General features: G+C 70.0%; 21 protein-coding genes. 8 read left to right on the forward strand and 13 right to left on the reverse strand.

What is annotated here, in order from left to right; all coding sequences use genetic code 11:
* Positions 1 to 71 precede the first annotated feature (71 nt).
* The 5 genes from meaB to mtnA form a co-directional block, all read right to left on the reverse strand.
* Entirely contained in the window at positions 72 to 1,040 is a 969-nt protein-coding gene (gene meaB / locus IMZ11_RS18565; protein WP_228643106.1) for a methylmalonyl Co-A mutase-associated GTPase MeaB, read from the reverse strand.
* On the reverse strand, positions 1,040 to 3,157 hold the full coding sequence (gene scpA / locus IMZ11_RS18570) for a methylmalonyl-CoA mutase (protein WP_228643108.1): 2,118 nt from the start codon (positions 3,155 to 3,157) through the stop codon (positions 1,040 to 1,042). The genes meaB and scpA overlap by 1 nt, the downstream gene beginning before the upstream one ends.
* Positions 3,154 to 4,971 (reverse strand): methylmalonyl-CoA mutase family protein, encoded by a 1,818-nt coding sequence (locus IMZ11_RS18575; protein WP_228643110.1) that lies wholly within the window; start codon positions 4,969 to 4,971, stop codon positions 3,154 to 3,156. Before IMZ11_RS18575 ends, scpA begins: the two co-directional genes overlap by 4 nt.
* Positions 4,972 to 5,132: 161 nt before the next feature.
* A complete protein-coding gene (locus tag IMZ11_RS46245) occupies positions 5,133 to 5,903 on the reverse strand; it encodes an N-acetylmuramoyl-L-alanine amidase (protein WP_228643112.1) in 771 nt (256 codons plus the stop codon).
* Positions 5,904 to 6,270: 367 nt separating this feature from the next.
* Entirely contained in the window at positions 6,271 to 7,341 is a 1,071-nt protein-coding gene (gene mtnA / locus IMZ11_RS18585; protein ID WP_228643114.1) for an S-methyl-5-thioribose-1-phosphate isomerase, read from the reverse strand.
* 190 nt (positions 7,342 to 7,531) lie between these two features.
* On the opposite strand from mtnA, the gene IMZ11_RS18590 reads away from it, so the two are divergent.
* Entirely contained in the window at positions 7,532 to 7,966 is a 435-nt protein-coding gene (locus tag IMZ11_RS18590) for a VOC family protein (protein ID WP_228643116.1), read from the forward strand.
* Positions 7,967 to 8,081: 115 nt separating this feature from the next.
* Here IMZ11_RS18590 and IMZ11_RS18595 read toward each other — a convergent pair whose 3' ends face one another.
* Complete coding sequence (locus IMZ11_RS18595) at positions 8,082 to 8,939, reverse strand: oxidoreductase (protein ID WP_228643118.1); 858 nt, start codon at positions 8,937 to 8,939, stop codon at positions 8,082 to 8,084.
* Between the two features lie 120 nt (positions 8,940 to 9,059).
* Here IMZ11_RS18595 and IMZ11_RS18600 point away from each other — a divergent pair, with 120 nt between their 5' ends.
* Entirely contained in the window at positions 9,060 to 10,235 is a 1,176-nt protein-coding gene (locus IMZ11_RS18600; RefSeq protein WP_228643121.1) for a DUF5925 domain-containing protein, read from the forward strand.
* Positions 10,236 to 10,318: 83 nt separating this feature from the next.
* Here the strand turns inward: IMZ11_RS18600 and IMZ11_RS18605 are convergent, their stop codons facing one another.
* Entirely contained in the window at positions 10,319 to 10,657 is a 339-nt protein-coding gene (locus IMZ11_RS18605; protein WP_228643123.1) for a hypothetical protein, read from the reverse strand.
* A gap of 262 nt (positions 10,658 to 10,919) precedes the next feature.
* Here IMZ11_RS18605 and IMZ11_RS18610 point away from each other — a divergent pair, with 262 nt between their 5' ends.
* Genes IMZ11_RS18610 through IMZ11_RS18620 form a run of 3 tightly spaced genes read left to right on the forward strand, consistent with a single transcriptional unit; the run spans position 10,920 to position 15,635 of the window.
* On the forward strand, positions 10,920 to 12,362 hold the full coding sequence (locus IMZ11_RS18610) for a C39 family peptidase (protein ID WP_228643125.1): 1,443 nt from the start codon (positions 10,920 to 10,922) through the stop codon (positions 12,360 to 12,362).
* Positions 12,359 to 14,320, forward strand: a complete 1,962-nt coding sequence (locus IMZ11_RS46250) for a prolyl oligopeptidase family serine peptidase (protein ID WP_228643127.1) — start codon at positions 12,359 to 12,361, stop codon at positions 14,318 to 14,320. Before IMZ11_RS18610 ends, IMZ11_RS46250 begins: the two co-directional genes overlap by 4 nt.
* A 22-nt stretch (positions 14,321 to 14,342) precedes the next feature.
* Positions 14,343 to 15,635: a M20/M25/M40 family metallo-hydrolase gene (locus tag IMZ11_RS18620; RefSeq protein ID WP_228643129.1), complete on the forward strand. Its 1,293-nt coding sequence runs from the start codon at positions 14,343 to 14,345 to the stop codon at positions 15,633 to 15,635.
* Positions 15,636 to 15,730: 95 nt separating this feature from the next.
* Here the strand turns inward: IMZ11_RS18620 and IMZ11_RS18625 are convergent, their stop codons facing one another.
* Genes IMZ11_RS18625 through IMZ11_RS18635 form a run of 3 tightly spaced genes read right to left on the reverse strand, consistent with a single transcriptional unit; the run spans position 15,731 to position 19,171 of the window.
* Entirely contained in the window at positions 15,731 to 16,645 is a 915-nt protein-coding gene (locus IMZ11_RS18625) for an ABC transporter permease (RefSeq protein WP_228643131.1), read from the reverse strand.
* Complete coding sequence (locus IMZ11_RS18630) at positions 16,638 to 17,561, reverse strand: ABC transporter permease (RefSeq protein ID WP_228643134.1); 924 nt, start codon at positions 17,559 to 17,561, stop codon at positions 16,638 to 16,640. Before IMZ11_RS18630 ends, IMZ11_RS18625 begins: the two co-directional genes overlap by 8 nt.
* The gene (locus tag IMZ11_RS18635) at positions 17,558 to 19,171 is read right to left on the reverse strand and encodes an ABC transporter substrate-binding protein (protein WP_228643136.1); all 1,614 of its coding nucleotides are present in this window, start codon (positions 19,169 to 19,171) and stop codon (positions 17,558 to 17,560) included. Before IMZ11_RS18635 ends, IMZ11_RS18630 begins: the two co-directional genes overlap by 4 nt.
* Before the next feature lie 116 nt (positions 19,172 to 19,287).
* Between IMZ11_RS18635 and IMZ11_RS18640 the strand changes: the two genes are divergently transcribed.
* Positions 19,288 to 20,259 carry a LuxR C-terminal-related transcriptional regulator gene (locus tag IMZ11_RS18640; protein ID WP_061261489.1) on the forward strand — a complete coding sequence of 324 codons (972 nt, stop codon included), beginning with the start codon at positions 19,288 to 19,290 and terminating at the stop codon, positions 20,257 to 20,259.
* Positions 20,260 to 20,286: 27 nt separating this feature from the next.
* On the opposite strand, the gene IMZ11_RS18645 is transcribed toward IMZ11_RS18640, so the two are convergent.
* From IMZ11_RS18645 to IMZ11_RS18655, 3 genes are read right to left on the reverse strand one after another with little or no spacing between them, the layout of a single operon-like run.
* Complete coding sequence (locus tag IMZ11_RS18645; protein ID WP_228643138.1) at positions 20,287 to 21,303, reverse strand: VOC family protein; 1,017 nt, start codon at positions 21,301 to 21,303, stop codon at positions 20,287 to 20,289.
* The gene (locus IMZ11_RS18650) at positions 21,300 to 22,172 is read right to left on the reverse strand and encodes an alpha/beta fold hydrolase (protein WP_228643140.1); all 873 of its coding nucleotides are present in this window, start codon (positions 22,170 to 22,172) and stop codon (positions 21,300 to 21,302) included. The genes IMZ11_RS18645 and IMZ11_RS18650 overlap by 4 nt, the downstream gene beginning before the upstream one ends.
* A gap of 8 nt (positions 22,173 to 22,180) precedes the next feature.
* Positions 22,181 to 23,758, reverse strand: coding sequence for a bifunctional 3-(3-hydroxy-phenyl)propionate/3-hydroxycinnamic acid hydroxylase (locus tag IMZ11_RS18655; protein WP_228643142.1), 1,578 nt, complete (start codon positions 23,756 to 23,758; stop codon positions 22,181 to 22,183).
* A 124-nt stretch (positions 23,759 to 23,882) separates the two neighbouring features.
* Here IMZ11_RS18655 and IMZ11_RS18660 point away from each other — a divergent pair, with 124 nt between their 5' ends.
* Both IMZ11_RS18660 and IMZ11_RS18665 read left to right on the forward strand, forming a co-directional pair.
* A complete protein-coding gene (locus IMZ11_RS18660; protein WP_228643144.1) occupies positions 23,883 to 24,563 on the forward strand; it encodes a TetR/AcrR family transcriptional regulator in 681 nt (226 codons plus the stop codon).
* Positions 24,564 to 24,627: 64 nt separating this feature from the next.
* The gene (locus tag IMZ11_RS18665; RefSeq protein ID WP_228643146.1) at positions 24,628 to 25,407 is read left to right on the forward strand and encodes a DUF4253 domain-containing protein; all 780 of its coding nucleotides are present in this window, start codon (positions 24,628 to 24,630) and stop codon (positions 25,405 to 25,407) included.
* Positions 25,408 to 26,634 lie beyond the last annotated feature (1,227 nt).

A 26,634-nucleotide genomic window follows, 5' to 3' on the forward strand; every position in this document is an offset into this window, starting at 1 on the left:
CGCGCGGACGGCGGTACTCACCCAGGGGTAGCGGTATCTAACACCTCGGAGGAAACGAGGCGACCCGCTCGTCACATATCCCCGACCGCACCGGGAAACACGGCGAGGATCCGGTCCGCCGCCTGGCTCGGCGTGAGGCTTCCGTCGAGGACCTGCCGCTCGATCTCGGGCGCGATCGGCCCGGCCTTCTCGTGCAGCCGGGCGAGCAACCGGTCCCGCACCAGCGCCCAGGTCCACTCGACCTGCTGGCGGCGCCTCTTGCCCGCGAGGTCGACGCCCTCCTGATGGCGTACGACGTGCTTCCACAGCTCGTCGAGGCCCGCGCCGGTCAGGCCGCTGCAGGTCAGGACGGGGGCCGTCTCACCCGAGCGGAGGAACCTGAGTGCCCCGGCGAGCTCACGCGCGGCCCGGCGGGCGGCCATCTCGTGCTCGCCGTCGGCCTTGTTGACAGCGATCACGTCGGCGAGCTCCAGCACGCCCTTCTTGATGCCCTGGAGCTGGTCGCCCGTACGCGCGAGGGTGAGGAGGAGGAACGTGTCGACCATGTCGGCGACGGCGGTCTCCGACTGGCCGACGCCGACCGTCTCCACCAGCACGATGTCGTAGCCCGCGGCCTCGACGACGACCATCGCCTCCCGGGTGGCCGTGGCGACGCCGCCGAGCGTCCCCGCCGTGGGCGACGGCCGGATGAAGGCGTTCGGGTCCGTGGCGAGCCGGGCCATCCGGGTCTTGTCGCCCAGGATGCTGCCACCGGACCGCTTCGACGACGGGTCGACCGCGAGCACCGCCACCCGGTGCCCGCGACCGGTGAGGTGGGTGCCGAGGGCCTCGATGAACGTGGACTTCCCCGCTCCGGGCACGCCGCTGACGCCCACCCGCCGGGCCTTCCCCGCGTGCGGGGTGAGCTCGGCGAGCAGGCGCTGGGCGAGCTCACGGTGGTCGGCGCGGGTGGACTCCACCAGCGTGATGGACCGGGCGATCCACCGCCGGTCCCCCGCGAGCACGCCGTTGACGTAGTCGTTGAGCTGGTTCTCGGTCATCAGGCGTGGGAGAGGGCGCGCAGGAGGTCCAGCGCGGCGTCGGCGATCACGGTACCGGGCGGGAAGATCGCCGCCGCCCCGGCCTCACGCAGGGCGTCGAAGTCGCCGGGCGGGATCACGCCGCCGACCACGATCATGATGTCGTCCGCGCCGAGGTCGGCCAGCGCCCGCTTCAGCGCCGGGACCAGCGTGAGGTGCCCGGCGGCGAGGGACGAGACGCCGACGATGTGCACGTCGGCCTCCACGGCCTGGCGCGCGACCTCCTCCGGCGTCTGGAACAGCGGGCCGACGTCCACGTCGAAGCCGAGGTCGGCGAACCCGGTCGCGATCACCTTCTGGCCCCGGTCGTGCCCGTCCTGGCCCATCTTGGCGACCAGGATGCGCGGGCGGCGCCCCTCGGACTTCTCGAACTCGGCGCAGGCCGCGCGGACGTCGTCCACCCTCTCGCCCACCTCTTCCCGGTACACCCCCGAGATCGTACGGATCTCCGCGGCGTGCCGTCCGAACACCTTCTCCAGGGCGTCGGAGATCTCACCGACGGTCGCCTTGGCGCGCGCGGCGTCCACGGCGAGCTCCAGCAGGTTCCCGCCCTGCGCGGCGGCCGTGGTCAGCGCGGCGAGGGCGGCGTCGACGTCGGCCTGCGAGCGCTCCGCGCGCAGCCTGCGGAGCTTGTCGAGCTGCTGCTCGCGCACGGCCGTGTTGTCGACCTTCAGGACCTCGATGGGCTCGTCGGCCTGGGGGCGGTACTTGTTCACGCCGATGACCGGCTGGTGGCCGGAGTCGATGCGCGCCTGGGTGCGGGCCGCGGCCTCCTCGATGCGGAGCTTGGGCAGTCCCTGGTCGATCGCGCGGGCCATGCCTCCGGCCCGCTCGACCTCCTGGATGTGGCCCCACGCCTTGGCGGCGAGATCGTTGGTGAGCCGCTCGACATAGTAGGAGCCGCCCCACGGGTCGATCACCCGGCAGGTGCCCGACTCCTGCTGGAGCAGGAGCTGGGTGTTGCGGGCGATCCGGGCCGAGAAGTCCGTCGGCAGGGCGAGCGCCTCGTCCAGCGCGTTGGTGTGCAGCGACTGGGTGTGGCCCTGGGTCGCGGCCATCGCCTCGACGCAGGTCCGTACGACGTTGTTGAACACGTCCTGCGCGGTGAGCGACCACCCGGAGGTCTGGCTGTGCGTGCGGAGGGACAGCGACTTGGGGTTCTTCGCGCCGAAGCCGCGAACCAGCTCGGCCCAGAGCAGCCGGGCCGCGCGGAGCTTGGCGACCTCCATGAAGAAGTTCATGCCGATGCACCAGAAGAACGACAGGCGCGGCGCGAACGCGTCGATGTCCAGGCCCGCGGCCACACCGGCGCGGAGGTACTCCACGCCGTCGGCGAGCGTGTAGGCCAGCTCCAGGTCGCAGGTCGCCCCGGCTTCCTGGATGTGGTAGCCGGAGATCGAGATCGAGTTGAACTTCGGCATCCGCTGCGAGGTGTACGCGAAGATGTCGGAGATGATCCGCATCGACGGGCCCGGCGGGTAGATGTAGGTGTTGCGGACCATGAACTCCTTGAGGATGTCGTTCTGGATGGTCCCGGCCAGCTTCTCGGGTGCCACCCCCTGCTCCTCGGCGGCCACGATGTAGAGCGCGAGGATCGGCAGGACCGCGCCGTTCATGGTCATGGACACGCTCATCCTGTCGAGGGGGATCCCGTCGAAGAGCTGTCGCATGTCGTAGATCGAGTCGATCGCGACGCCGGCCATGCCGACGTCGCCCGCGACCCTGGGGTGATCGGAGTCGTAGCCCCGGTGCGTGGCCAGGTCGAACGCGACCGACAGGCCCTTCTGCCCGGCGGCGAGGTTGCGCCGGTAGAACGCGTTGGACTCCTCCGCCGTGGAGAACCCGGCGTACTGGCGGATCGTCCACGGCTGGTTGACGTACATCGTCGGGTACGGACCGCGCAGGTACGGCGGCATACCGGGGTAGGTCTCCAGGAAGTCGATCCCCTTGAGGTCATCGGCCGTGTAGAACGGCCTGACCTCGATCCCCTCCGGCGTCTCCCACGCCCGGCCGTCGACGTCCGGTGCGGCTCCCGCGGCGGATCCCAGGTCGATTCCCGAGAAGTCAGGAATGTTCATCGGTTCACTCCCAGGTCGTCGAAGGTGGTGCGGAGCACGCCGAGCGTGTCGCATCCCGCGTACACACGGTCGTCCACTCCCTCATACTCGCCCTTGCCCGCGAGCCAGACGCGCGTCGCCCCCGCCTCGCGGAGAGCCGCCGCAACGGCCTCGGCGTGCTCGCCGTACAGCCGGTCGCTGGAGCACAGGCAGGCGACGGGCGTGCCCGCGTCGCGGAACGCCTCGGCGATCGCGGTGGCGTCGGTTCCCGGCCCGCTGGTCACGGTGGCGACGCCGCCCGCCGCGAAGAGGTTGGCCGCGAACGACGCGCGGGCCGTGTGCACGGCGACCGGGCCGATCGTGGCGAGGAACACGGTGGGCCGCTCGTCCCTGGCGTCGGCCAGGTCGCGCAGCGCCTCGAACTCCTCGGCGTACCGGATCCGGGGCAGGCCCACCTCCGTGGCCGCGCCCGCCACGGCGAGGCCGGGGCCCGGCTCGCGTTCCGGCAGCTTCTCGCTCAGGTGGGGGAACTCGCTGACCCCGGTGATCGGGTCGCGGCGGTGCGCCACTCCGTCCGCGCGCGCGGCGCGGGTGGCCGCGAGCCGCTCGGGGACGAGCCGCTCCAGCGCGACGGCCATCCCGCCCGCGCGCTCGATCTCCTGGAACCACGCCCAGGCGTGCTCCGCCAGATCGGCGGTGAGCCGCTCGACGTACCACGAGCCGCCGGCCGGGTCGAGGACGCGGGCCACACCCGCCTCCTCCAGCAGCAGCGACTGGGTGTTGCGGGCGATGCGCCGGGCGAACGCGTCGGGCAGGCCGAGGACGGCGTCGAACGGCTGAACGGTCACCGCGTCCGCGCCGCCGACCCCGGCGCCGAAGCAGGCCAGCGTGGTGCGCAGCATGTTCACCCAGGGGTCCCTCGCGGTCATCATCGCCGACGAGGTGACCGCGTGCTGGAGCTGTTCACCGGGACCGCCGGTGGTCGTCGTGGTCGTCGTGGTCGTCGCGGTCGTCGTCACGACCTCGGCCACCCTGGCCCACAGCCGCCGGGCCGCCCGGAGCTTGGCGATCGTCATGAACTGGTCGGCGGTCGCCGCGTAACGGAACTCCAGCAGCCCGAGCGCCTGCTCGACGGAGATCCCGGCGTCGGTCATGGCACGAAGGCAGGCGACGCCCGTGGCGATCGAGCAGCCCAGTTCCTCGGCGTCGCTGCCGCCCGCGTCGTGGTACGGCAGGGCGTCCACGACGAACGCGCGCAGGGCCGGCTGCTCGGCGAGGCAGCGCCGTACGAGCGTGGCGACGGCCGGATCGAGGGTGCCCGTGACGGGCGCGGGCAGCCCGAGGTTGCCGCCGGGGGCGGTCACGCCCCGCTCGGCCAGCAGGTCGAGGAAGACGGTCGCCGCCGGAGCCGCCCGGTCGCCCGCGTCGAGGACCACCGGGGCGAGGTCGAGGTACACGCCGTCGAGCACCCGGGGCAGCGCCTCGGGGCCGAGGGAGGACAGGTCCAGCCAGATGGAGGTGACACCGTTCTCCAGGTCGGCGAGCACGGCCTCCCTGGTGACCGCGGGGTCGGGGTGGGCGTGGCGTTGCCGTACGCCCCATGGGCCCGCGGACCGGACGACGCGTGGGGCGCCGGGCAGGTCGGAGGCGTCGTGGAGCGGGGCTATCGTCACGCCGTCGTACGTCGTGGAGGACAGCGCCTCCTCCGCGGCGGCGGGCGCGGCGTCCTCGGCGAGGACACCGGACTTCCGGAGGACTCCGAGCGCGAGCGTGCGCCACTGCTCCCGCGTGCCAGGCGGGAACGCTGCGGCGACTTCAAGAGGCGGCACCGTCATGCGAGGGATGCTAGGCGCACGGCCTCCAGAACAATTATCCGGGGTCCCGATGTCCGGGAGGGGACGTCTCACATCGCGGGCCGCCGGCGATGATCCGCGGGCGACCGGCGGGCGACCGGGATCCCCGGCGAGGCCGAGAGCGAGGCCGCCTCGCCGCCCGGTCAGGGCAGCGGCGTGAAGGCGGCGTCCCAGGTCAGCTTCCCGACGACGCCGTCGGGGTCGAGCTTCCTGTCCTTCTGGAAGCGGACGCAGACTGCCGTGGACTCGGGGCCGTACGCGCCGTCCACCTCGATCGTGTAGCCGAGCCGGGCGATCTGCCGCTGCCAGTCGCGTACGTCGTCGCCCCGCATGATGGGCGGATATTTCAGGAGACGTCCCGGCCACTTCGGAGTGGTCTCCGGATCCGGTTCCTGCCCGCCGCCACCCGGGCGTGGCGCCCCCTTCTTGACCCACGCGTACAGGGCGGCGCCGGGGCAGTCGGTGGAATAGCCGTCGCGGTGGCCCTTGATCTCCTTGCCCGCACCGCCCTGGGCCCGGAGGTAGTCGACCGCGTCGAGAATCGCGTGCAGGACGCCTTCGGGCGGCTCGACCAACCCGGAGTTGCCGACCAGGCCGAGTACGGCGTAATGGCCGGAATTGAGGCCGGACCCGTTGGCCGCGGGCAGGTTGTGCGGACCTCGCCCGACAAATACCTTTCTATGCGGACAAGCGATCATTGAATATCCGATATCCATCCAGCCATTGCCGTCCATGTGAAAGCCCTGGATGGACTTGACGACCGCGACGCACCGGGCGTGGTCGTCCACGATCGCCGGATCGACCCTTCCTCCGGTGTAGTGGACCTTGACGCCCTTTGTGGAGGTCAGCCGCGAGTAGGAGCCCCTTGGGGCACGGGCACCCCACTCTGCGCGGGACACGAGGTCGATGGCCACGGATGTACTCCCGTGTGAGCGACGACGGACAGGAGGCGCCGGAGTCCCTGCCCGGGATCGGACCGGAACCGGCGGTCGATCGCGGACGCGCACACGATCGGGGGATTACTGGCAGAGAGACCTTAACCCCCATACCTGGCAAATAACATCGTTTCCCAGATTTTTCCTGGCGCCCTAATTGGTCGATGTGCCGCGTTCCATCGCACCGCCCACGAGGCCCCGTGACGCCCGCGCCGCCCTCACAGTGCGGCCCTGTCACAGTGCGGCCCTGTCACAGTGCGGCCCTGTCACAGTGCGGCCCTGTCACAGTGCGGCCCTGTCACAGTGCGGCCCTGTCACAGTGCGGCCCTGTCACAGTGCGGCCCTGTCACAGGGTGAGGTCCGCCGCCTCCCCCGCGGGCCAGCGTTCAGGCGTCCCGGGCGCGTACGGCGTCTCGCCGCGATCGACGCGGATGACCCGGCGGTCGGTGACGACGGCGGTGATCAGGTCGTGCGGGGTGACGTCGAACGCCGGGTTGGCGGCACCCGTCCCCTCCGGCGCGAGCCGTACGCCATGGATGGAGAGGACCTCGCCGGGGCCCCGATCCTCGATCTCGATCCGGTCGCCGGAGGTGATCGCCGGGTCGATCGTCGTCTCCGGCGCGACCACCACGAACGGCACCCCGGCGCGCCGCGCGCCCAGCGCCAGGGAGTAGGAGCCGATCTTGTTGGCGGTGTCACCGTTGGCGGCGATCCGGTCCGCGCCGATGAGCACGACGTCGGCCGCTCCTCTGGCCAGCAGGTACGGCCCGGCCCCGTCGACGACGAGGCGGTGCGGCGCGCCCATCCTGCCCAGTTCCCAGGCGGTCAGCCGCGCCCCCTGCAACAGCGGCCTGGTCTCCAGCGCGAGCGTCTCGGCGAGCAGGCCCCGCTCGTGGAGAGTCTGGACGACGCCGAGGGCCGTGCCGCGCTCGACCGCGGCGAGACCGCCGGTGTTGCATATGGTCATCACCCTTATCCGGCGGAACCCGCCCGTGCCGCCGGACGCACCGGACGCACCGGACCGGTCCGGCCCTGCGGTCAGTTCGCGTACCAGGTCGGCGCCGAGGGCGCCCATCCGATAGCAGGCGGCGATGTCGTCGTCGCGGATCTCCAGGGCCCGCGCGAGTACGGCGTCGGCGTCCGGCAGGTGCCGGGCCGCCTCGTCGACACCCCAGGCGAGATTGACCGCGGTGGGCCTGGCCGCCCGGAGGGCGTCGATCGGCTCGCCGGTACGCGCCGCGAGCGCGACCCCCATCGCCCCGGCGACGCCGAGCGCGGGCGCGCCGCGTACGGCAAGGCGCCGGATGGCGCCGATCAGGCCCGCGACGCTCTCGATCCGCAGGAAGACGCAGTCCCCCGGAAGCCGGGTCTGGTCGACGAGTTCGATGGCGCCGTCCACCCAGTCGATCGTCCGCATACCGGGCAAACTACCGAAATATCAGCCCTGGCATGGCACATGCGACATGCGACATGCGACATGCGCGGCGTCTCCACAGAGATACCTGGCATCCAGAGGTATATCGGGGATGTGCGAAATATGTCGTGCCATGCGAAGGTCATCTCTGATGCGGACTCGTACCGGATCCGGCGAACGCTGAGGAGAACCCATGACCGAGGAGACCATCTCCAGCACCATCTCCAGCAAGGGATACGGCCCGGACCACGTATCCGATTTCGGCTACGGCCTGCACCATGTCCAGCTCGCGATCGAGCCCGGCGGTGAGGACGCCTGCCGCGCCTTCTACGTCGGCGTGCTCGGCATGATCGAGATCCCCAAGCCGCCGGCGCTCGCCGCGCGCGGCGGGCTGTGGGTGCGGGCCGACACCGTCGAGATCCACCTGGGCGTCGAGAAGGACTTCCGGCCGGCTCGCAAGGCTCATCCCGGCATCCATGTCGCCGACCTCGACGGCCTGGCCGCCCGCCTGACGGAACACGGTGTCGAGGTGGTCTGGGACGACGACTTCCCCGGCCACCGCCGCTTCTACGCCCACGACGCCATGGGCAACCGCCTGGAGTTCCTCCAGCGGAAGGTGCCCGCCTGACGCCGACCCCATGACGGCCCGCGGGCCCCATGGTGGATCGAGGGAGGGAACGACCGACCTGTCATCCCGGGCGGAACGGTCAGGACGGCCGCGGCGGGGACAGGTCGCCTTGCCCTTACCCGAGCTCGGCGATGTCCTCCGCACTCAACTTCAGCGTGCTGGCGGCGATGTTCTCTTCCAGGTGGTCGAGCGAGCCGGTGCCGGGGATGGGCAGGATGTTCGGTGATCGGGCCAGCAGCCAGGCCAGGGCCACCTGCGGCACGGTCACACGATGGCGTGCGGCGACCGCGTCCAGGTGCTCGGCCGTGATCGGCTGGAAGCCACCGACCGGGAAGAACGGAACGTAGGCGATGGCGGCCTCCGCGCAGGCGTCGATCAGTGGGTCGTCGTCGCGGCGGGCCAGGTTGTAGGGGTTCTGGACACAGGCGATCGGCGCGATCTTGCGTGCCTCGGCGAACTCGGCGGCTGTGACATTGGAGATGCCCAGGTGCCGGATCAGGCCCTCCTCGCGCAGCGCGAGGAGGGTTTCCAGGGGCGCGGTCAAGGGAGTCTCGGTCCGGTCGAGGTCGCCCATCCGCAGATTCACCACGGCCAGGCGGTCCACGCCGAGCGAGAGCAGATTCGCCTCGATGCCACGGCGCAGGTTGTCGGGGGTGAGGCCGGTCTTCTCCACTGCCGGCAGGGCGAGATCGGAGCCCTCTACCAGCGCGCCCACCTTGGTCACGATCACCAGATCGTCCGGGTAGGGGTGCAGCGCCTCCCGGATCAGCTCGTTGGCCGCCACCCCGTCACGCGAGTAGTAGTGCGAGGTGTCGATGTGGTTCACCCCGAGTTCCACGGCCCGGCGCAGAATGGCCAGGGCCGTGTCCCGGCTGGGCCGCTCTCCCCTCGGCCACCCGGTCAGCTTCATCGCGCCGTACCCGATCCTCGCGACGTTCAAGTCGCCGCCCAGTGCCCATCGTCCTGCCGTCATGATCGCCACCCTAGTTCTCCGGCTGGATCGTGGTTGTGCTGATGGGAGGTGCGAACACGTAATCGACGAACAGTGCTAAATCCGTCGACACGCCGACAATGCACGAGGATCATGGCAGGCATGTCCATCGTTAAGGAGGTCGACTTCTCCTCCAGCCCCGAACCCCGCGAGCCGCTGCCGATGAACGTGTGGCTCGACGACGGTGACAGCCCGGCCGACGTGATCGACGCGCTCGCCCTCTCGCCGTTCGCCACGGGCACGCAACCGTGGTCCCGCAGCACCACCGTCGACCGGGTCCGGCTGGACGCCGCGACGGTCCCTACGGGCGGGCGGGTGCTCCGGGTCGCCCAGCACAGCGACGGTCACGAGTCACGCCTGATCTCTGGCGAGGGCTGGACCCTGCGGATGGTCCGCTACAGCAGCAGGTCCGCCACCTTCACCGTGACCGCGACCAGCGAGGAGCTGGCCCGTTCGGTGCTCGACGAGGCGACCCGCGGCGCGGAGGACACGGTCGCCAAGGACGAGGACCACGTCGCGATGGGCTTCGTGTGGCTGTCCGACCACGGCAAGCGCCGCTCCGCGAAGCCGATCACGACCTCCCCGTGGGACGGGATCAGGCCCAACTACCCGCGCGCCGCCAAGACCCGGCTCGACCAGCTCATGGCGATCACGCCGAAGGACGTGAACGGCCGCCTGCTCCTGCTGCACGGCCCGCCGGGGACCGGCAAGACGACTCTGCTGCGTACGCTCGCCCGCGAGTGGGCCGGCTGGTGCCAGGTCGACTGCGTACTCGATCCGGAGCGGCTGTTCAACAACCCCGGATACCTCATGGACGTGGCGGTCGGCTGCGACTGCCCCGACCACGACGAGGAGCACCGCTGGCGGATGCTCGTTCTGGAGGACTGCGACGAGCTGATCCGCGCCGAGGCCAAGCAGTCCACCGGTCAGGGCCTGTCCCGGCTGCTCAACCTGACCGACGGCCTGCTCGGACAGGGCCGGGACGTCCTCGTGGCGATCACCACGAACGAGGACCTGAACCAGCTCCACCCCGCGGTGGTCCGGCCGGGCCGATGCCTGGCGCAGATCGAGATCGGACGTCTGGCTCCAGACGAGGCCGCGGCCTGGCTCATCACGTCGGACGGCACGTCCGGCACCGCGTCCGGCGCGTCCGGTTCCCCGTACGGCGCGGCGGGCATCGGGCCGGAGGGAGCCACCCTCGCGGAGCTGTTCGCGCTCCGGGAGGGGCGCGGGCTCGCGGCACCGGAGACCACCGCCTCCACCGGCCTCTACCTCTGAGGCCGAGGGGCGGACGAGGCGCACATCATCGTCGGCGCGTGCGGCACAGATCGCATCGGCCGATCCCCGGCACGCGGTGCCGGTCAGACCCAGAAGACCGCGACTCCGGTGGCCGCCGCGGCCAGGACGCCGACGCCGTAGAACATCCACGGCGGCCTGGCCCGCACTCCGGCGACCGCCAGGAGCAGGATGGCCAGGTCGAGGCCCGCCTTGACGATCATCTTCGCGTCGGCGACCGACATGTCGAGCGCGGTACGGACCCATACGAGCGCGGCGCCCGTGACGAACTGGGCGACGGCGGCGATGATGACGGGACGGCCGATCACCATCATTCGCAGCTGCATCTGGCGAAGAAAACCGCCGAGCAGGGCGGCGAATCCAATGAGATGGAGGAAAACCAGGACGAGGCGCAATGTATCCATGCAGACACCCCCGGTTGACGGCCTCACCTCAGGTGTCCGCATGTGTGGTGCCATACGCGTCCGCCTGCGAAGGGGCCCTCGACGTACAGTGACGAGAGTACTACGCACCGTTTTGTCGCATATGTCCGGTCCGGAGGTGAACGCAGCCCACCGCATGCACGGTCAATGTTTCGGTTAGGTAAACCAATACGTAAACCATCCGATGCGCCGCTTAGGGTCGCAAACCACAATCAACAAGGTGGTCACCCCGTCGTCGGCACGCGTGAGCAGCGTTGTACTCCACCGGTGGTCCTTCGAGGGCCAAGAGAGCGGCGTGGCCGTCTACCTCGATCCGTTCGGCCTCCCACCCGGCAACCCCGGCGGAAACGGCGACATCGACGGTGACGGTGGCAGGGGCTGGACGTACACCCGCTGGACCTCGCCGGAACGGGAGATCGGTTTCCCCGCGACGGAGCTGGTGCCGTCCTGGACCGCGAACACACCTCCCGGAGCATGGCTGGAAGTGGAGCTCCAGGCGCGCACGGTGGGCGGCGCCCTCACCAAGTGGTACTGCATGGGCCGCTGGGCCGAGGGTGACACCGACATCCACCGCACCTCCCTGCCCGGACAGGGCGACCAGGACGGCGACGTCGCGGTGGACACCTTCGTCGCCACCCGCCCGCTCGTCGCCTACCGGATCCGGATCACCCTGTACGGCGAGGGCGCCTCGATACGATCCATCGGCGTGATGGCGTCGGCCGTGCCCCCCGGAGGACCCGCGAGCGCGGTCAGCACCGCGGTGACGGGAACGACAGGCGCGGGAGCGGCGCCGGCCGGACGGCCCCTCGCCGACGAGTCCCCGGACCAGGTCCCGGACCAGGTCCCGGCCCTCGAACCGGCCCTTGAACCGGCCCTTGAACCGGCATCGGCCGCGAACACCACGATGGCCGCAGAGGCCACCCATGCCACTCTGACCGCGGCGGCCCTCCTGGCCACACCGGCCACCCCCGCTCCGAACGCCCAGGACGCACACGACGCTCGGGACGCACAGCCGACCCGGATCGCGCGGCTCGCGCAGGACGCGCGGTCGGCACGGGCGCCCCGCGCCGAGGCGGCGGGCGTCGAGCTGAACGTGCCGCGCCGGTCGCAGAAGGTGCACGCGGGCCACCAGCCGCAGTGGGACGGCGGCGGCGAGTCCTGGTGCAGCCCGGCCTCGTTCACGATGGTGCTGGGCTACTGGGGGCGCGGCCCGTCCCCGGAGGACCTGGAGTGGGTCTCCCCCGACGATCCGTGCCCCGGCGTGGACCACGCCGCGCGTGACATGTACGACCACGGCTACCAGGGCACCGGCAACTGGCCGTTCGGGGTGGCCTACGCGGGCCGCTACGGGCTCGAGGGGTTCGTCACCCGGCTACGCTCACTGTCAGAGCTGGAGCTCTTCATCTGCGCGGGCATCCCGGTGATCACGTCGCAGTCGTTCAAGGAGCATGAGTTGCCCGGATCGGGTTACTCGACCAGCGGGCACATCATGGTCGTCACCGGCATCACTCCGGCGGGCGACGTGATCGCCAACGACCCGGCCGCACCCTCAGACGAGACCGTGCGACGGGTCTATCCGCGCGAGGCGTTCCAGAACGTCTGGCTGCGCGGCTCCAGCAGCGGGGGGATCGTCCATGTGGTCCACCCGCCGGACGTCCCACTCCCTCTCTCCGAAGGAAACTGGTGAGCCGAACCGAACCGGTGAGCATCAGCGCCATCGACGTGGCCCGGGTGGATGATCGACCGCTTTGGGTGGAAATTTCCGGTAATGAAGTGTGGTGGGATGAGCCGCGCCCACATGAGGGCGGCCGTCGCTGCGTCGTACGGCGCCGCGCCGACGGGACCGTCGAGGACGTGCTCCCCAAGGGCTGGAACGCCCGCAACCGGGTGATCGAGTACGGCGGGCGGTCGTGGCGTTCCCATCAGGGCTCGCTGGTGTTCACCAACTGGGCGGACCAGCGGCTCTACCGCTGCCCTCCCGGCGGTGAGCCGGTTCCGCTCACCCCCGAGGGCCCGGCCCGGTACGGCGATCTCGTGATCCACGGCGACGAGGTGTGGTGCGTACGGGAGATCGGCCGCGATCGGGCCATCGTGGCGGTCCCCCTCGACGGTGGGCCGCTCCGTGTCGTCATCCAAGCCCAACATTTCCTGATGAATCCGCGCATCTCCCCCGACGGGCGGCACATCGCGTGGATCGGTTGGAACCACCCGGACATGCCATGGGACGCCACCGAGCTCTGCGTGGCCTCTCTCGACGGCACGTCCGGAGCCTCCGCCGAGGAGGCCCCCCTCGGGGACCGGCCGTACACGGTCGTCGCGGGCGGCGCCGTCGCCCAGGCCGAGTGGCGCGACGCGCGGAGCCTGTACGCGGTGACCGACACGACCGGCTGGTGGAACATCCACCTCGTCCCGCTCGACCTCCCGCCCGGCGCCCCGGACAGCGGCGAGACGGGCGGCGCGGAGACGGGCGGCGCGGAGACGGCGTCGACCGGCGCGGTGGCCCGCAATCTCACGCCGCTGCCCATGGAGTTCGGCGACGCCGTGTGGAAGCTCGGCCAGACGTTCTTCGCCGTCTCCGGCGGCAGCCTCGTCACGATGTACGGCACCGCCGACCGGCGGCGGCTGGGCGTGCTCGACGAGAGCGGCGCGCCGCCGAGGGAGATCGGCGGCGACGCCACCTACTGGTCCCCGACCCTGTCCACCGACGGCACCCACGTCGTCGGCGTGGCGGCCTCGCCGTACCGGCCCTACGAGGTGGTGCGGATCGAGCTCGCGACCGGCGTGCGGGAGACGTTGTCCCCCGCGAAGAACCTGCCCCCGGCGGAGCTGCTGCCCACGCCGGAGTCGGTGACGATCGACGGGGTCCACGCCCATCTCTACCCGCCGCTCCGCTCGCCCTCACCGGAGGGCACGGCCGAGGGGCCTCCGCCGTACGTCGTGTTCGTGCACGGCGGGCCGACCAGCGCCGCCGCGCCGATCCTCGACCTGGAGGTCGCGTACTTCACCAGCCGCGGCATCGGCGTGGCCGAGGTGAACTACGGCGGTTCCACCGGGTACGGCCGGGCCTACCGTGAACGGCTGCGGCACAACTGGGGGATCGTCGACGTCCGGGACTCCGAGACCGTGGCACGCCGGCTGCTCGCCGACGGCCGGGCCGGGAAGGTCGCCATCAGAGGCGGAAGCGCGGGCGGCTGGACCTCCCTCGCGGCGCTGGTGCACAGCGACGTGTTCTGCGGGGCCGTCGCCCACTACGCGATCGCCGACCCGGAGAGCTGGGCGGCGGAGACCCACGACTTCGAGTCGCGGTACCTCGACGGGCTGATCGGCCCGCTCCCCGAGACGCGGCAGCGCTACATCGATCGTTCTCCCGCGCTGCACGCGGCCCAGGCGTCCGGCCCCGCGCTGCTCATGCACGGCCTGGAGGACGCGATCGTCGATCCGTCCCAGGCCGAGCGGTTCGCCGCCGAGCTGGACCGGCACGGCGGACGCTGGGCGTACCTGGCGTTCCCCGGGGAACAACACGGGTGGCGGCGCGAGGAGACGATCGTCGCGGTGCTGGAAGCCGAGCTCGCCTTCTACGGCCTGATCTTCGACTTCCCGACGCCTGAGGTCCCGCCGCTCGTGCTGAGGGGCCCCAACCCGTGACGTTCACTCCTGGAGATACCGCATGACCGAGGTCGCCGACATCTGCTCCAACCTGATCAGGATCGACACCACCAATCCCGGTTCCGGCGAGCGGAAGGCCGCCGAGTACGTCGCCGGCCTGCTCGACGAGGTCGGCATCGAGCCGACGGTGGTGGAGTCCGCCCCGCAGCGCACCAGCGTGCTCGCCCGGATCCCCGGTGACGGCACGGACCCGGACGCGCTGCTGATCCACGGCCACCTCGACGTCGTCCCGGCCGACCCGTCCGAGTGGCGGCTGCACCCCTTCTCCGGCGAGGTGGAGGACGGCTGCGTCCACGGCCGCGGCGCGGTCGACATGAAGGGCACCCTGTCCATGACCTTGACGGCGGTGCGCGAGTGGGCGCGGCGCGGGGTGCGTCCCCGGCGCGACATCGTGCTCGCGTTCGTCGCCGACGAGGAGGCCACCGGCGAGTACGGCGCCGGCTACGTCGTCGAGAAGCACCGGGACTGGTTCGCCGACTGCACGGAGGCGATCAGCGAGTCCGGCGGTTTCAGCTGGCACCAGGGCGGCACCCGGATCTATCCCGTGGCGGTGGGCGAGCGAGGCACCGCGTGGATGCGGCTCACGGCCAAGGGTGTCGCCGGGCACGGCTCCAAGCCCGCCGCCGACAACCCCGTCGTGGAGCTGTCCCGGGCACTCGTCCGGATCGCCGACCACGCGTGGCCGGTGCGGCTCACGCCCGCGGTGGCGCAACTGATCGAGGGGCTCTCCCGCGCGCTCGGCACGACGATCGACATCGACCGGCTGGACGAGGAGATCGAGCGGCTGCCCCAGGCGGCCACGCTGTTCAGGGGCGTCCTGCGCAACTCGGCCAACCCGACGATGCTGGAGGCCGGGTACAAGGTCAACGTCATCCCGGGCGCGGCGCACGCGCACGTGGACGGCCGGTTTCTCCCGGGGTTCCGGGACGAGTTCCTGGAGACGATCGACCGGCTGCTCGGCCCGAAGGTCACCCGGGAGTTCGTCAGCCTCGACGACGCGGTCTCCTCCCCCGCCGAGGGCCTGTTCGACAGCCTCACCGCGGCCCTCCGCGCCGAGGATCCGACCGGCCACCCTGTGCCGTACGTGATGAGCGGCGGCACCGACGCGAAGTCGTTCGCCAAGATCGGCATCCGGGGGTACGGCTTCGCGCCGCTGATGCTGCCTCGTGACCTGAACTACTTCGGGATGTTCCACGGGGTGGACGAGCGGGTGCCGGTGGACGGGCTGGAGTTCGGCGTCCGCGTGCTGGAGCGGCTGCTCGTCGACGGCCCGGCGGCACCCTCCGCCTCCTGAGAACGCGGCCTCAGGACAGCCGAGAACGACGAAGTCTCCGGTACCGGGTCAGGACGGTGCCGGAGACTTCTGTTTCCGCCGGGGCGCCGAGGCCGCTATTTGAGCTTCGGGTCGAGGGCGTCCCTGACGACGTCACCGAGCATGAGGAAACTCAGCACGGTGGCGGTGAGGAACAGCGCGGGGAAGACGAGCAGGTGCGGATACTCCGCGAAGAACGCCTGGGCCACGTTGAGCTGCAGCCCCCACGACACGTCGGGGTACTGCAGCCCGACGCCGAGATAGTCGAGAGTGGCCTCACCGGCGATCACGTTGCCGACGTTGAGCATGGCGACCACGAAGACCGGCGCGATCGCGTTCGGGAGGATGTGCCGGAACATGATCCGCCGGTCGCCCGCGCCGAGCATGCGGGCGGCGGCCACGAAGTCCATGTCCTTCACGGCGATCACCTGACCGCGCATCAGCCGGGTCATCGTCGTCCATCCCAGCACGACGAGGACCAGCGTCATGGCCCACATCCCGTGGCCGGGGAAGGCCACCAGGACGACGGTCGCGCCGAGGACGAACGGGATGCCGAAGAAGACGTCCGTCACGCGGGAGATCAGCGCGTCAAGCACGCCCCCGTAGTAACCGCCGACCAGCCCGAGGACGATGGCGATCACCAAGGCGAAGACGGTGACCGCGACGCCGATCATGATGGACGCCCGGGCGCCGTGCACGATCTGCGACCAGTAGTCGCAGCCCTGCAGGTCGTAGCCGAAGACCGCACCGCCGCCGGGGCCCCGCTTCGACATGCGGAGGTTGCAGTTCTCGTTCGGGCCCATCGCGGCGAACACGTCGGGGACGGCCGCCATCGCGCCGGCCAGCACGAGGATGACCGCCGACAGCCAGAACACGACCCGCCCGCGCAGTTCCATCCAGGCGTCGTGCCACAGCGAGCCGCGGGCCTTCTCGGTCTCGTCCGGGACGTCGGACACGGGTTCCGGCCTGGGTTGGGGCATGGTCTCAAGCACGGCGGATCCTCGGGTCGAGCACGCCGTACAGGAGGTCCACGACCAGGTTGGCGACGATGAAGATCATGACAAGCAGGGTGACGACGCCGACGACGACGGGACCCTCCTGGAGCTGGATGGACTGGAACACCTGCTGGCCGATGCCGGGCAGGTTGAAGATGCCCTCGGTGACCACCGCCCCGGCCATGAGGTTGCCGAAGTCGATGCCGAGATACGTCACCACCGGGATCAGCGAGTTGCGCAGGGCGTGCAGCCCGATGATCCGCCCGCGTCGCAGCCCCTTCGCCGTGGCCGTACGGACGTAGTCGGCGCGGAGGTTCTCCACGAGCGAGGTCCGGGTGAGGCGGGCGACGTAGGCGAGGCCGAACGAGCCGAGGACCATGCCGGGCAGCAGGTAGCTGACCGGCCAGCCTTCGTCCGTGCCCGCCGTCGGGAACAGCCCCAGATTGAGGCCGAACAGGATCTGCGCGGTGTACCCGACCACGAAGACGGGGACCGCGATGACGAACGTCGTACCGGCGAGGACGGCCGTGTCGGCGACTCCGCCGCGACGGAGGCCCGCGAGGACCCCCAGGCCGATGCCGACGACGAGCTCGAAGATCCAGGCGGTGACCGCGAGCTGCGCGGTCACCGCCCACCGGTCCTGGAGCAGCTCGCTCACCGGCTGCCCGGTGAAGGTCTCACCGAGGTCCCCCCTGAACACCCCGAGCATGTAGTGCCCGTACTGGACGAGCAGGGGGTCGTTCAGGTGGTAGCGCTCGCGCATGACGTCGAGCACCTGCTCGGGCACCGGCTTGTCGCCGGCCAGCGCGAGTATCGGGTCTCCCGGCAGCGCGAACACCATCGTGTAGATCAGGAAGGTGGTCACGATGAACACCGGGACGGCCTGGATCAGGCGCTGGACGGCGTACCTCACTGCCGGTCGACCGTGATCGTGTAGAGGTTGTTGGTGTACGCGGTGAGCTTGACGTTGCCCAGCCTCTTGCTGTAGCCGGACTGGTCCTGCCAGTTCCACAGCGGGATCATCGGCATCTCGGCGAGCGCGACGTCCTCGGCCTGCTGGTAGAGCGGGAGGCTGGCCTCGACGCTGGCCGCCTCGTTGGCCTGCTTGACGAGGTCGTTGAACTGCTTGCTCTCCCAGCCCATCCGGTTGCCCTCACCCCACATGTACTCGAGGTAGTTCTGCGGGCTCGGATAGTCCATGACCCAGTTGTTCCGGTACGGACCGTCCTCCTTCTTCTCCCTGAGCGTGGTCAGGTAGTCGGAGGCGGGGATCTTGCGGAACTTGATGTCCTGGATGCCGAGGTTCTGCTTGAGCTGGTTGGCGACCGCGGTCATCCACTGCTCGTAGCTGGGGTCGGCGTTGGAGAAGTACAGGTTGAGCGTGCCGCTGAACCCTCCGGCCTTGTCGAAGAGCTGCTTGGCCTTCGCCGGGTCGTAGGCGCAGCTCTCACCGCAGGCGCCCTCGCGATAGCCGGGCACGAGCGGGGCGACCAGCGACGACATCGGCTTGAACGCCCCGTTGAACACGGCGTCGACGATCGCCTGCCTGTCGATGGCCATCGAGACGGCCTTGCGCAGGTCGGCGTTGGCGAACCGCTTGTCGAACGTCGGGAAGCCGAGGTAGTCCATCGTGCCACCGGCGGTCGACACGAAGCGGTCACCGAGCAGCTTCTTCGCCTCGGGCGCGCTCGCCGGGGGGATCGTCGTCAGCAGGTCCACCTTGCCGGCCCGCAGGTCGGTGTAGGCGGTGTCCCTGCTCGCGTAGATCTTGAAGTCGACGCCGTCCGACTGGGCCGTGCGCTCACCCGCGTACGCGGACGACTTCTTGACCGCGATCTGCTTGTTGTGCTGCCACGCGCCGTCGAGCTCGAACGGGCCGTTCCCGATCGGAGCCTGGTCGTACGCCTTGAGGTCCTTGAACGCGGCCTTCGGCATCGGCGCGAACGCGATGTACGCCAGCGTGATCGGGAACTGGCTGAACGCGCCGGTGAGGGTGACCTCCAACGTGTTGGGGTCGACGACCTTGAGTCCGGACAGCTTGTCCGTGGTCGGCTGGCCCTCCTCGGGGTTCAGCGCGTCGTAGCCCTCGATGTTGCCGAAGTAGTAGTTGTTGGTCCAGCCGTTCGGACCGTACGCCGATGCGTTCCACGAGTCCGCGAAGCTCTCGGCGGTGACCGGTTCGCCGTTGCTGAACTTCTGACCCTGCTTGATCTTGATGGTCCAGACCTTCTGGTCCGAACTGGTCACCGACTCCGCGGCGCGCATCTGCGGCTTGCCGTCGGCGTCGATGTACACGGGGGTGTCGAAGATGGTGTCGAGCACCGCGATCGAATAGCTGCTCGACGTGTTGCCCGGTGTCAGGTGGTCCGGCTCGGTGAGCGCGACCGAGAACCGGCTCGGCGCCTGCGCGTCCCCGCCGCCCTGCTTGTCCTGCCCGTCGCCCGAACCGCCGCATCCGCTGACCCCGCCGAGGATGACCGCCGCCACCGCGAGCGCGGCGGTTCGTCTTCTGCTGAGCGTCACTGATCCTCCGCCTCTACTGTTGCGGTGAGGGTAAAGAGCGGTTCAAGCGCCTACATCGGATGGTTTACGTATTCCTTGCCAAACCGATCTCGGGCACGCTAATCCTGGAGGACCCCATGGATCAGATCAGCCTGAGCGCGCGCCACCTCCACGCGGTCGCCGAACTGGGCTTTCGAGTAGCCCAGGACGGGGCGCACGGTGCGATGACGGCGCTGCGTCAGGTGATCCCGGTGGAGGCCTACGAGTTCGTCGCGTTCGATCCGGCGACCGGGCGCCACCGGTCATTGGTGTCCGCCGGGTACGCCCGCGTCGACGCCGACGCCGCGGAGGAGTACACCAGCCTCGCCCCCTATCGCCGGGCGATGTCGCTGAAGGAGCCCCTGGTCATGGGCTCCCCCGGCACCGAGCGGTACTTCCGCCGCCACCTGGAGCCGTACGGCTGGCAGGCCGGGATCACGACGCCGCTGTTCCTTTCCGAGGGGCGCTACACCGGGCTGCTGCACCTCCACACGCGGGACGCCTTTCCTCCGGAGACCACCGCTGTGATCTCCGCGGTCTCCCCCGCGCTGGCGCACGTCACGGACCTCACCCGGTGCGTCATCGACACGCTCGGGTTGCCGCCGGGCTTCCGCGCGCTGGCGTTCGAGCGCGGAGGGCGGTGCCGTACCGTGGCGGGCTGGCCCCCGTCCGACGCGCTGGCCACCGAGCCGGCCATGGCGGCACTGGCCCGCGAGTTCATCGACTCGCGTGAGCTCTCCCGGCGCGGGTTGTGGCTCGACGGGGCCGGCCAGTGGCGCGAGCTTCGCGTCCACCGCGCCGGTGTCGGGTTCCACGGCTCCATCCAGGGCGCCCTCATCGCCGAGCGTCCCTGCGCCCTGCCGTACGAGCTGACGGCGCGGGAACTGGAGGTGCTCACCCGGGTCGCACGGGGCGACTCCAACCCCCAGATCGCCGCCGCACTGGTCCTCAGCGTCCGAACGGTCACCACCCACCTGGAGCACGTCTTCGCCAAGCTGGGGTGCGACAGCCGTACGCGCCTGACCACGAAGGCCCTGGCCGAAGGCCTCTGCCGGCTGGATCTCCCCTGAGCGCGCAGCCCCTGTCGGCTCGCGATGTCAGTCGTCGGGGATGCCGGTGCCGCTGAGTGCGGGGACAACGTCTTCGTGTCGGGTCAGTGAGCGGGCGCCGCGGCGGAATTGGTCGAGTTTGTCGACGATGGTCTGTCCTACGGGTTTGTGGCCCCAGATGCTGATGCCCTGGTGGGTGGCGGGCTGCCAGGTGGATTCGTCGACGACAATGGGGTTCCAGCCGACCTCCCATTCGAAGCCGGAGGGGGTGCGGGCGTAGTAGGACAGTTCCTTGTCGTTGGTGTGCTGGCCGACGGACAGGGCCATGTCGAAGCCGAGTTCGCACACTCGCTGATAGCTCTGCGCGAGGTCGTCCAGCTCGCGGACCTGGACGTTGAGGTGCTGTATCCGGGTGCGGATGGGGTCGACGGGTAGGCCCCGGGTGGCCGCGACGGCGATGGAGTGGTGGCGTTCGTTGACGCGAAGGAAGCGGATTCTGAGTTTGGCGCCGCTGATGGTCTCGTCGATGTAGTCGGTCAGGCGGGCGTCGAAGACGGTGGTGAAGTAGCCGCGGATGTGTGCCGGCTTGGTGGAGGTCAGGGCGATGTGGCCCATGCCGGAGGCGCCGGTGACGAATCCCGCGCTGTGCATGCGCAACGGTCGGGTGGCCTTCACGGGGGTGGTGTAGAGCTCCTGGGCGATCCTTTTGGGGCCGGGGAAGCGCACGAGCCGTTCGACACCGCGCAGGGCGGCCTCCTCCGCGGTGCCCTCCGTGACTGGCACGCCATGGGTACGGATGCGGGCTTCGATCTGTTCGAAGGTGGCGTGGTCGTCGACGTGCCAGCCGATGGCGACGACGTCTTCGGCGGGGCCGCGCCGCAGTAGGAAGCGGCATTCCTGGTCGTCGAGGCGGAAGCGCATGCGATCGGTGTCGAGGGTGTCGTGGTGCATGCCGATGGCGTCGGTGCCGAAACGGCGCCAGTCGGCGAAGCGGTCGGTCTCGATGACGAGATAGCCGAGGTGGACGGCTCCGAACACCGACGGCGTGGGCGTGGAGGTGGTCATCGGCGGCCTGCCAGGAAGTCGGCGCAGAGGCGGTTGAACAGCTCTGGGCGTTCGTACTGCACCCAGTGGCCGGTGTTGGCGACCAGGTAGAGGTCGCAGTTCGGCATGATGCGGGCCAGCGCCTGGCCGCCGCTGGGCCGGTTGACCTTGTCCTCGGCGCCCCACAGCACCAGGGTCGGCACGGGGAGGCGGGAAAGTCGCCGGTCGCGGGTGACGTCCATCTTCCACAGGGTGCGCAGCGCGTTGGGGCCGGTGGGCCGGCGCAGCGGCGGAGAGGCGATCACCTCGGGGTCGATGCTGGCCTGGTACCGCTCGTCGATGACGGCGTCGGGGATGTCGGCTGCGTTGAAGACGAGGTATTCGCGGATGAATCTCTCCAGCTTCATGCGGGAGGGGCCTTCGCCGGTGTAGTGGGCGAGCAGCTTCCGCAGGCCGGGGGTGGGGAGGGAGCGGGTGGTGCCGACGCCGCCGGGACCCATGAGCACGATCTTGTGGACCCGGTGGGGAGTGTCGAGGGCAAGGCGCAGGGCGCAGGCGCCGCCGTAGGAGTTGCCGACCAGGTGCGCCCGGTCGATGCCGAGCCGGTCCAGCACGCCGCGGACGCCTGCGGCCAGGTCTCCGAAGGGGTCGTCGGGGTCGACGCCCTTGGTGCTGCGGCCGTAGCCGGGCAGGTCGGGGACGATGACGCGGTACTCCGTGGCCAGGGCCGCGATGTTGCGGCTGTAGTTGGAGACGCCGGAGGCGCCGGGGCCGCCGCCGTGCAGCAGCAGCACCGATGGGCCGTCGCCGGTCTCCGCGACGAAGATCTTCTTACCGTCGACGTCGAGCAGATGCTCCCGCATCTCCGCCGAGGTGGTCTGGGTGGTCATGGCGGTCCTCAGGGGTTGGTGGTGGCGGCCGGGCGGGCCGCGGGCGTGAATCCGTGTGGGGGTGGCGGAAGCGGGGCTCCTTGGGGCGCCGCGGCGTAGACGTATCCGTCGGGGCGCAGTACGACGGTCGCGGCGCTGTGCCGGGCCATCCAGGCCAGCAGGACGCCGTCGGCGTCGACCAGGCTGTCCTCGGCGGCCGGGGATCCGGCGGGGCGGAGGGTCACCGATGGGACGCCCAGCCGGGTCCAGAAGGGCTGAGCCGTGGCGGTGCCGGTGCGCAGCAACAGCCAGCCGGGGCCGAGCGCGTCGTCCAGCCGCACCCGCGTGCCATCGGGTCGGGTGACCCACGGTTGCGGAAGGAGGAACCCGGCCGCACGGGTGCGCGGTGCGGCGAGCAGCCCGGAGGTGTAGCGCGCGGCCGGTATCCAGCTGGCGCCCTGCAGGAACCGGTGGAGGCCGGGCACGCGGCCCAGCGCCCGCAGGGCGGGGTTGCGTACCTGGGTGATGAACCGGCGCCGTTCGGTGATGATCCGTCCGACGAACACGGCGCGTTTGGTGATCTCCCGCACGTGGGGCTGCCGTTCGGCTTCGTAGGTGTCGAGGACCCTCTCTGGGAGCTCTCCAGCCAGGACCGCGGCCAGTTTCCAGCAGAGGTTGGCGGCATCCCGCACCCCGGCCGCCATGCCCTGGCCGATCCAGGGCGGCATGGCGTGGGCGGCGTCACCGGCGAGGAAGACCCGGCCGACGCGCCAGCGGGTGGCGAAGCGGACATGGTGGCTGTAGACGGTGGCGCGCAGGATTCTGATGCTGTCCTTGGCGACACCGTAGCGGGCCACCAGGTCCTGCACCGCCTCGTCGGTGGTCAGGCGCCTGTCGTCCTCGCCCGGCAGGATCGGGAACTCCCAGCGGTGGTGTCCCAGCGGCGTCGGGCAGTCCACGGCCGGCCGGGACGGGTCGCAGTGGAAGCGCAACCGATCGTGGCCGGGCCAGGTCGTGAGCATCTCGGTGTCGATGACCACCCAGTGGTCTTCGTAGGTGCGTCCTTCGTAGCCGACGTTCAGCTGTGCCCGGATCAGGCTGGAGCCGCCGTCGGCCGCGATCAGATAGGAGGCGCGCAGGCGCCGGACAGTGTCGTCACCGAGGTGGGCGAGGGTCAGCTCGACCCCGTCGTCGTCCTGGCGCACCCGCAGGCATTCGTGCCCGAGCAGGATCTCGACGTTGGGATGGCGGGCGGCCCCCTCGCGGAGGACCTGCTCCAGAGCCGGCTGGTAGATGAACATCTGCGGCGGATGGCCGTGGCCGCGAGAGGGCAGGTGCGCGCTGACGAAGGAGCGCCCCTGCTCGTCGACGAAATCGATGGGCAGGTCGGTCAGCATGTCCTGCTTGAGCCGCTCGGCCAGGCCGCTGCGCTGCCAGATGCGCACGACCTCCTCGTCGGTGGAGATGGCTCGGGCCCGCGGAAATATGTCGGCGTCGCGTTCTACCACGACGATGCGCAGACCCATCGCGCCCAGAAGGTTCGCCGCGGTGACGCCGGTCGGGCCGTATCCGACCACCGCCACGTCGTAGGCATCGTCATCGTTCACCCGGCCGCCTTACTGTAGGGATCACTCTTGTTGTAGCGTTCACTCCAATTGGAGTGAACGCTACGCTAAGCTGGTCACCTGAGGAGGTCAAGTACCGAGGGGCACCGACAGAAGGGACGCGCCGATGACCAAGCCGCCGACCAAATCCGCGGTACGTAAACGCGCCAACGGTGTGGAGTCGCGCCGGCGCATCCTCGACGCCGCGATCGAGGTCACCGGTGAGCGTGGTTATGAGGGCACCAGCATCGCGGCGGTCAGCGCCAAGTGCGGGCTGCCGCCCAGCTCCATCTACTGGCACTTCAAGGACAAAGACGACCTCATCGCCGAGGTCATCGAGCAGAGCTTCCAGACCTGGCTGGCGGCGGTGCGGTTGCCGGGAGAGGAGGCCGGAACGCCGCTGGAGCGCGGCGTCGCCATGGCCGCCGAAGTGGCCAAGTCGCTGGTCGAGGCGCCGGACTTCCTGCGCCTGGGGCTCATGCTCGCCATGGAGCGGCGTCCGCAGGAGCCGCGGGGGCGAACAGTGTTCCTCCAGGTTCGCGACATCGCCCGCCAGAAGGTCACCGAGGTGATCCGAACGTTGGCGCCCGGCCTCGACGAGCAGGCCGTGCGGACCCTCACCACCTACGCCGTCGCCGGCGCCGACGGCCTGTTCGTTCAGCGGGAGATCCTCGGCGACGGCGTCGACCTCATCGAGATGTTCCAGCTGCACGCGCGGATGGTCTACGAAGCGGCCGACCGCATGGCCGCCGAAAGCGGCGGACGACATCCGGATGAAAGCCGACAAGAACTGCCGCGAACTCCCTAGATCCCTCCGAGAGTGATTCTGAGATCCTGGTGTAGTGGCGATCAGAACGGACGATGGTGAACATTTGGGGCTGCTGTTTCCGGACGGCGAAGGCGACCGCGCCCTCCCGTCCGGCCTCCCGCCGGGGTCCCTGGTGTGGCCGGATCCGGAGTACGACAAGCTCCGGACACACCGCCGCCCCTCGTTCTGGCTCAGCGACGCGCCCGTCCCCGCGTCGCTGTGGGCCCACCTGCGGGCCGAACACCCCCGGTCCGGCCTGTGGCCCGTACTCCTGGAGGACTCCGTACAGCCCTGGTCGGCGGGGCAGATCGCGCCGGAGCCGGCGTCCGAGATCGACAACTACCGGGCCGGCGCCTTCATGGCGGAGGTCTGGCAGGACCTGCTCGCCGGCGGGGTGGCCGACCTCGCACCCTACGGCCAGGACTGTCCGGGCACAGCGGAACCCGGCCGGTTGGTGGCCGACCCCGAGGTGGTGGCCGACTGGTACGCCCGGATCGTGGCCGGACGCCGCACCCCGCTCGGGCTGGCGGCGGTCGAGCGGGGTGCCGACGTCCTCGCGGTGATGGGCTGGCAGGGCGCGGTGCACCACAACGAATGGGCCGTCCCCCTGGCCGCCGTCGTGCGTAGCTGGGAGGAACGTTTCGGCGTACGGGTGATCGGCATGGGATTCAACACCCTCGACCTCAGCGTCGCCGCGCCTCCGGCCACCTTCGAGCACGCGCTGCACGTCGCCGCCGAGCACTGGACGTTCTGCCCCGACAGCATCCTGCAGGGGCCCGGAACGCTCGCGGACTACGCCGAGCAGATCTGCGGCAAGAACGCCTGGTCATTCTGGTGGGACTGATCCCGCATGTGACGTCTTGAATTAATTGGCCAGAATGCGGACCGAATGCACGCGGAGAGTGGTCCCGATCGCCCATTATGACGCCCAGCGGGGACATTTCACCCCCAGGCCAACTCTTGTGTGGATTCAGACTGCGCCAAGCGACTGACCGTGACCGCATGCGATTCGGCAAGACCCGGAATCCGAATGGCAGAGCATCCACCGGCGCATGCGGACCCGACCGAGGTCACCGCTCCCTGACCATGAGTGGACGACCATCGAGTTGCGAAGGTCAGGGATCATGCGCCACCCGTTGCGAGCCGACGTCGGCCCGCCGATAAGCAACAAGCGCCGAAGGGGCGTGACGGCACGCTAACCGGAAGCGGCGGACGAACCCGAGACGCATCGACAGATGTATGCCGGTAGACAGACACATGTCGGCCACCCAAAAGACGCCTCGTCCGTTCCGACCCGTGGTGCACCACTATGCCCACTAATAAGGGACATATTATGGAATTTGATTTCAAACTAATTTCCTAATCCTCGCCACAAATCCATTGCGATCACTCGTTCAGACATGACATTATTCATATGCGCGTTCGAATATTCGAGGAGAGGGGGCGGGCGTGATGGAGCTCTTCGGGTCATCGGAGTTCCTTTCGCGGCACGAGCGCCCTTCTCAGGCCGGTCCATGCGATGCCGAGTGGTGGGAACAAATCACGGCTCGAACGAAGGCCTGGAAATCGGACGGCAGCTCGGCTCTCGCCCCCGACAAGGATTCCGTTCCTTCCGCTCGCGCCGGCAATGAAAAGCCGGGCGCAGCCACTGACAACCACAGCGTTTCTCTCGAATCTCCCCTTTTCCCCATCGAGGGCCCCACGGACGACGGAAGGTTGAGCGCCACCGACCACAGCACGGCCGCCGCCCCAAGCCATGCCGATGCCCCTGCCCGTGACCAGACTTCCAGCGACGGCGACGCTCCGGGCGAGGACGCAGCTCCCGGCGGAGATGAGCCTCTGAGTGGGAGCGAGCCTCTGAGTGGGGGCGAGGCCGCCGGGGCTTCAGGCGCCGACGACCCCTCCGGTGCTACTGCGAGGGGCGCGGGTCGGGTGTCGTGGCCGTTGGTGGCGTCGGTTCGGGAGATGGCGTCCGCTCTGGCTCTCGCGGTGGTGCCGGAGTCTGCGGGGGTGTGTCTGGCCGAGGCGGAGGATCTGTTGTTCGCGCGGGATCGGCTGGTTTCGGCGGTCG

This window comes from Microtetraspora sp. AC03309 (assembly GCF_020826795.1).
In the GTDB taxonomy this organism is placed as follows: Bacteria; Actinomycetota; Actinomycetes; order Streptosporangiales; family Streptosporangiaceae; genus Microtetraspora; species Microtetraspora glauca.

Coding starts and splice junctions, on each gene's coding strand:
- meaB (WP_228643106.1), bottom strand. CDS start 1,040: ATGACCGAGAACCAGCTCAACGACTACGTCAACGGCGTGCTCGCGGGG.
- scpA (WP_228643108.1), bottom strand. CDS start 3,157: ATGAACATTCCTGACTTCTCGGGAATCGACCTGGGATCCGCCGCGGGA.
- IMZ11_RS18575 (WP_228643110.1), bottom strand. CDS start 4,971: ATGACGGTGCCGCCTCTTGAAGTCGCCGCAGCGTTCCCGCCTGGCACG.
- mtnA (WP_228643114.1), bottom strand. CDS start 7,341: ATGCGGACGATCGACTGGGTGGACGGCGCCATCGAACTCGTCGACCAG.
- IMZ11_RS18590 (WP_228643116.1), top strand. CDS start 7,532: ATGACCGAGGAGACCATCTCCAGCACCATCTCCAGCAAGGGATACGGC.
- IMZ11_RS18595 (WP_228643118.1), bottom strand. CDS start 8,939: ATGACGGCAGGACGATGGGCACTGGGCGGCGACTTGAACGTCGCGAGG.
- IMZ11_RS18600 (WP_228643121.1), top strand. CDS start 9,060: ATGTCCATCGTTAAGGAGGTCGACTTCTCCTCCAGCCCCGAACCCCGC.
- IMZ11_RS18605 (WP_228643123.1), bottom strand. CDS start 10,657: ATGGATACATTGCGCCTCGTCCTGGTTTTCCTCCATCTCATTGGATTC.
- IMZ11_RS18620 (WP_228643129.1), top strand. CDS start 14,343: ATGACCGAGGTCGCCGACATCTGCTCCAACCTGATCAGGATCGACACC.
- IMZ11_RS18640 (WP_061261489.1), top strand. CDS start 19,288: ATGGATCAGATCAGCCTGAGCGCGCGCCACCTCCACGCGGTCGCCGAA.
- IMZ11_RS18645 (WP_228643138.1), bottom strand. CDS start 21,303: ATGACCACCTCCACGCCCACGCCGTCGGTGTTCGGAGCCGTCCACCTC.
- IMZ11_RS18650 (WP_228643140.1), bottom strand. CDS start 22,172: ATGACCACCCAGACCACCTCGGCGGAGATGCGGGAGCATCTGCTCGAC.
- IMZ11_RS18660 (WP_228643144.1), top strand. CDS start 23,883: ATGACCAAGCCGCCGACCAAATCCGCGGTACGTAAACGCGCCAACGGT.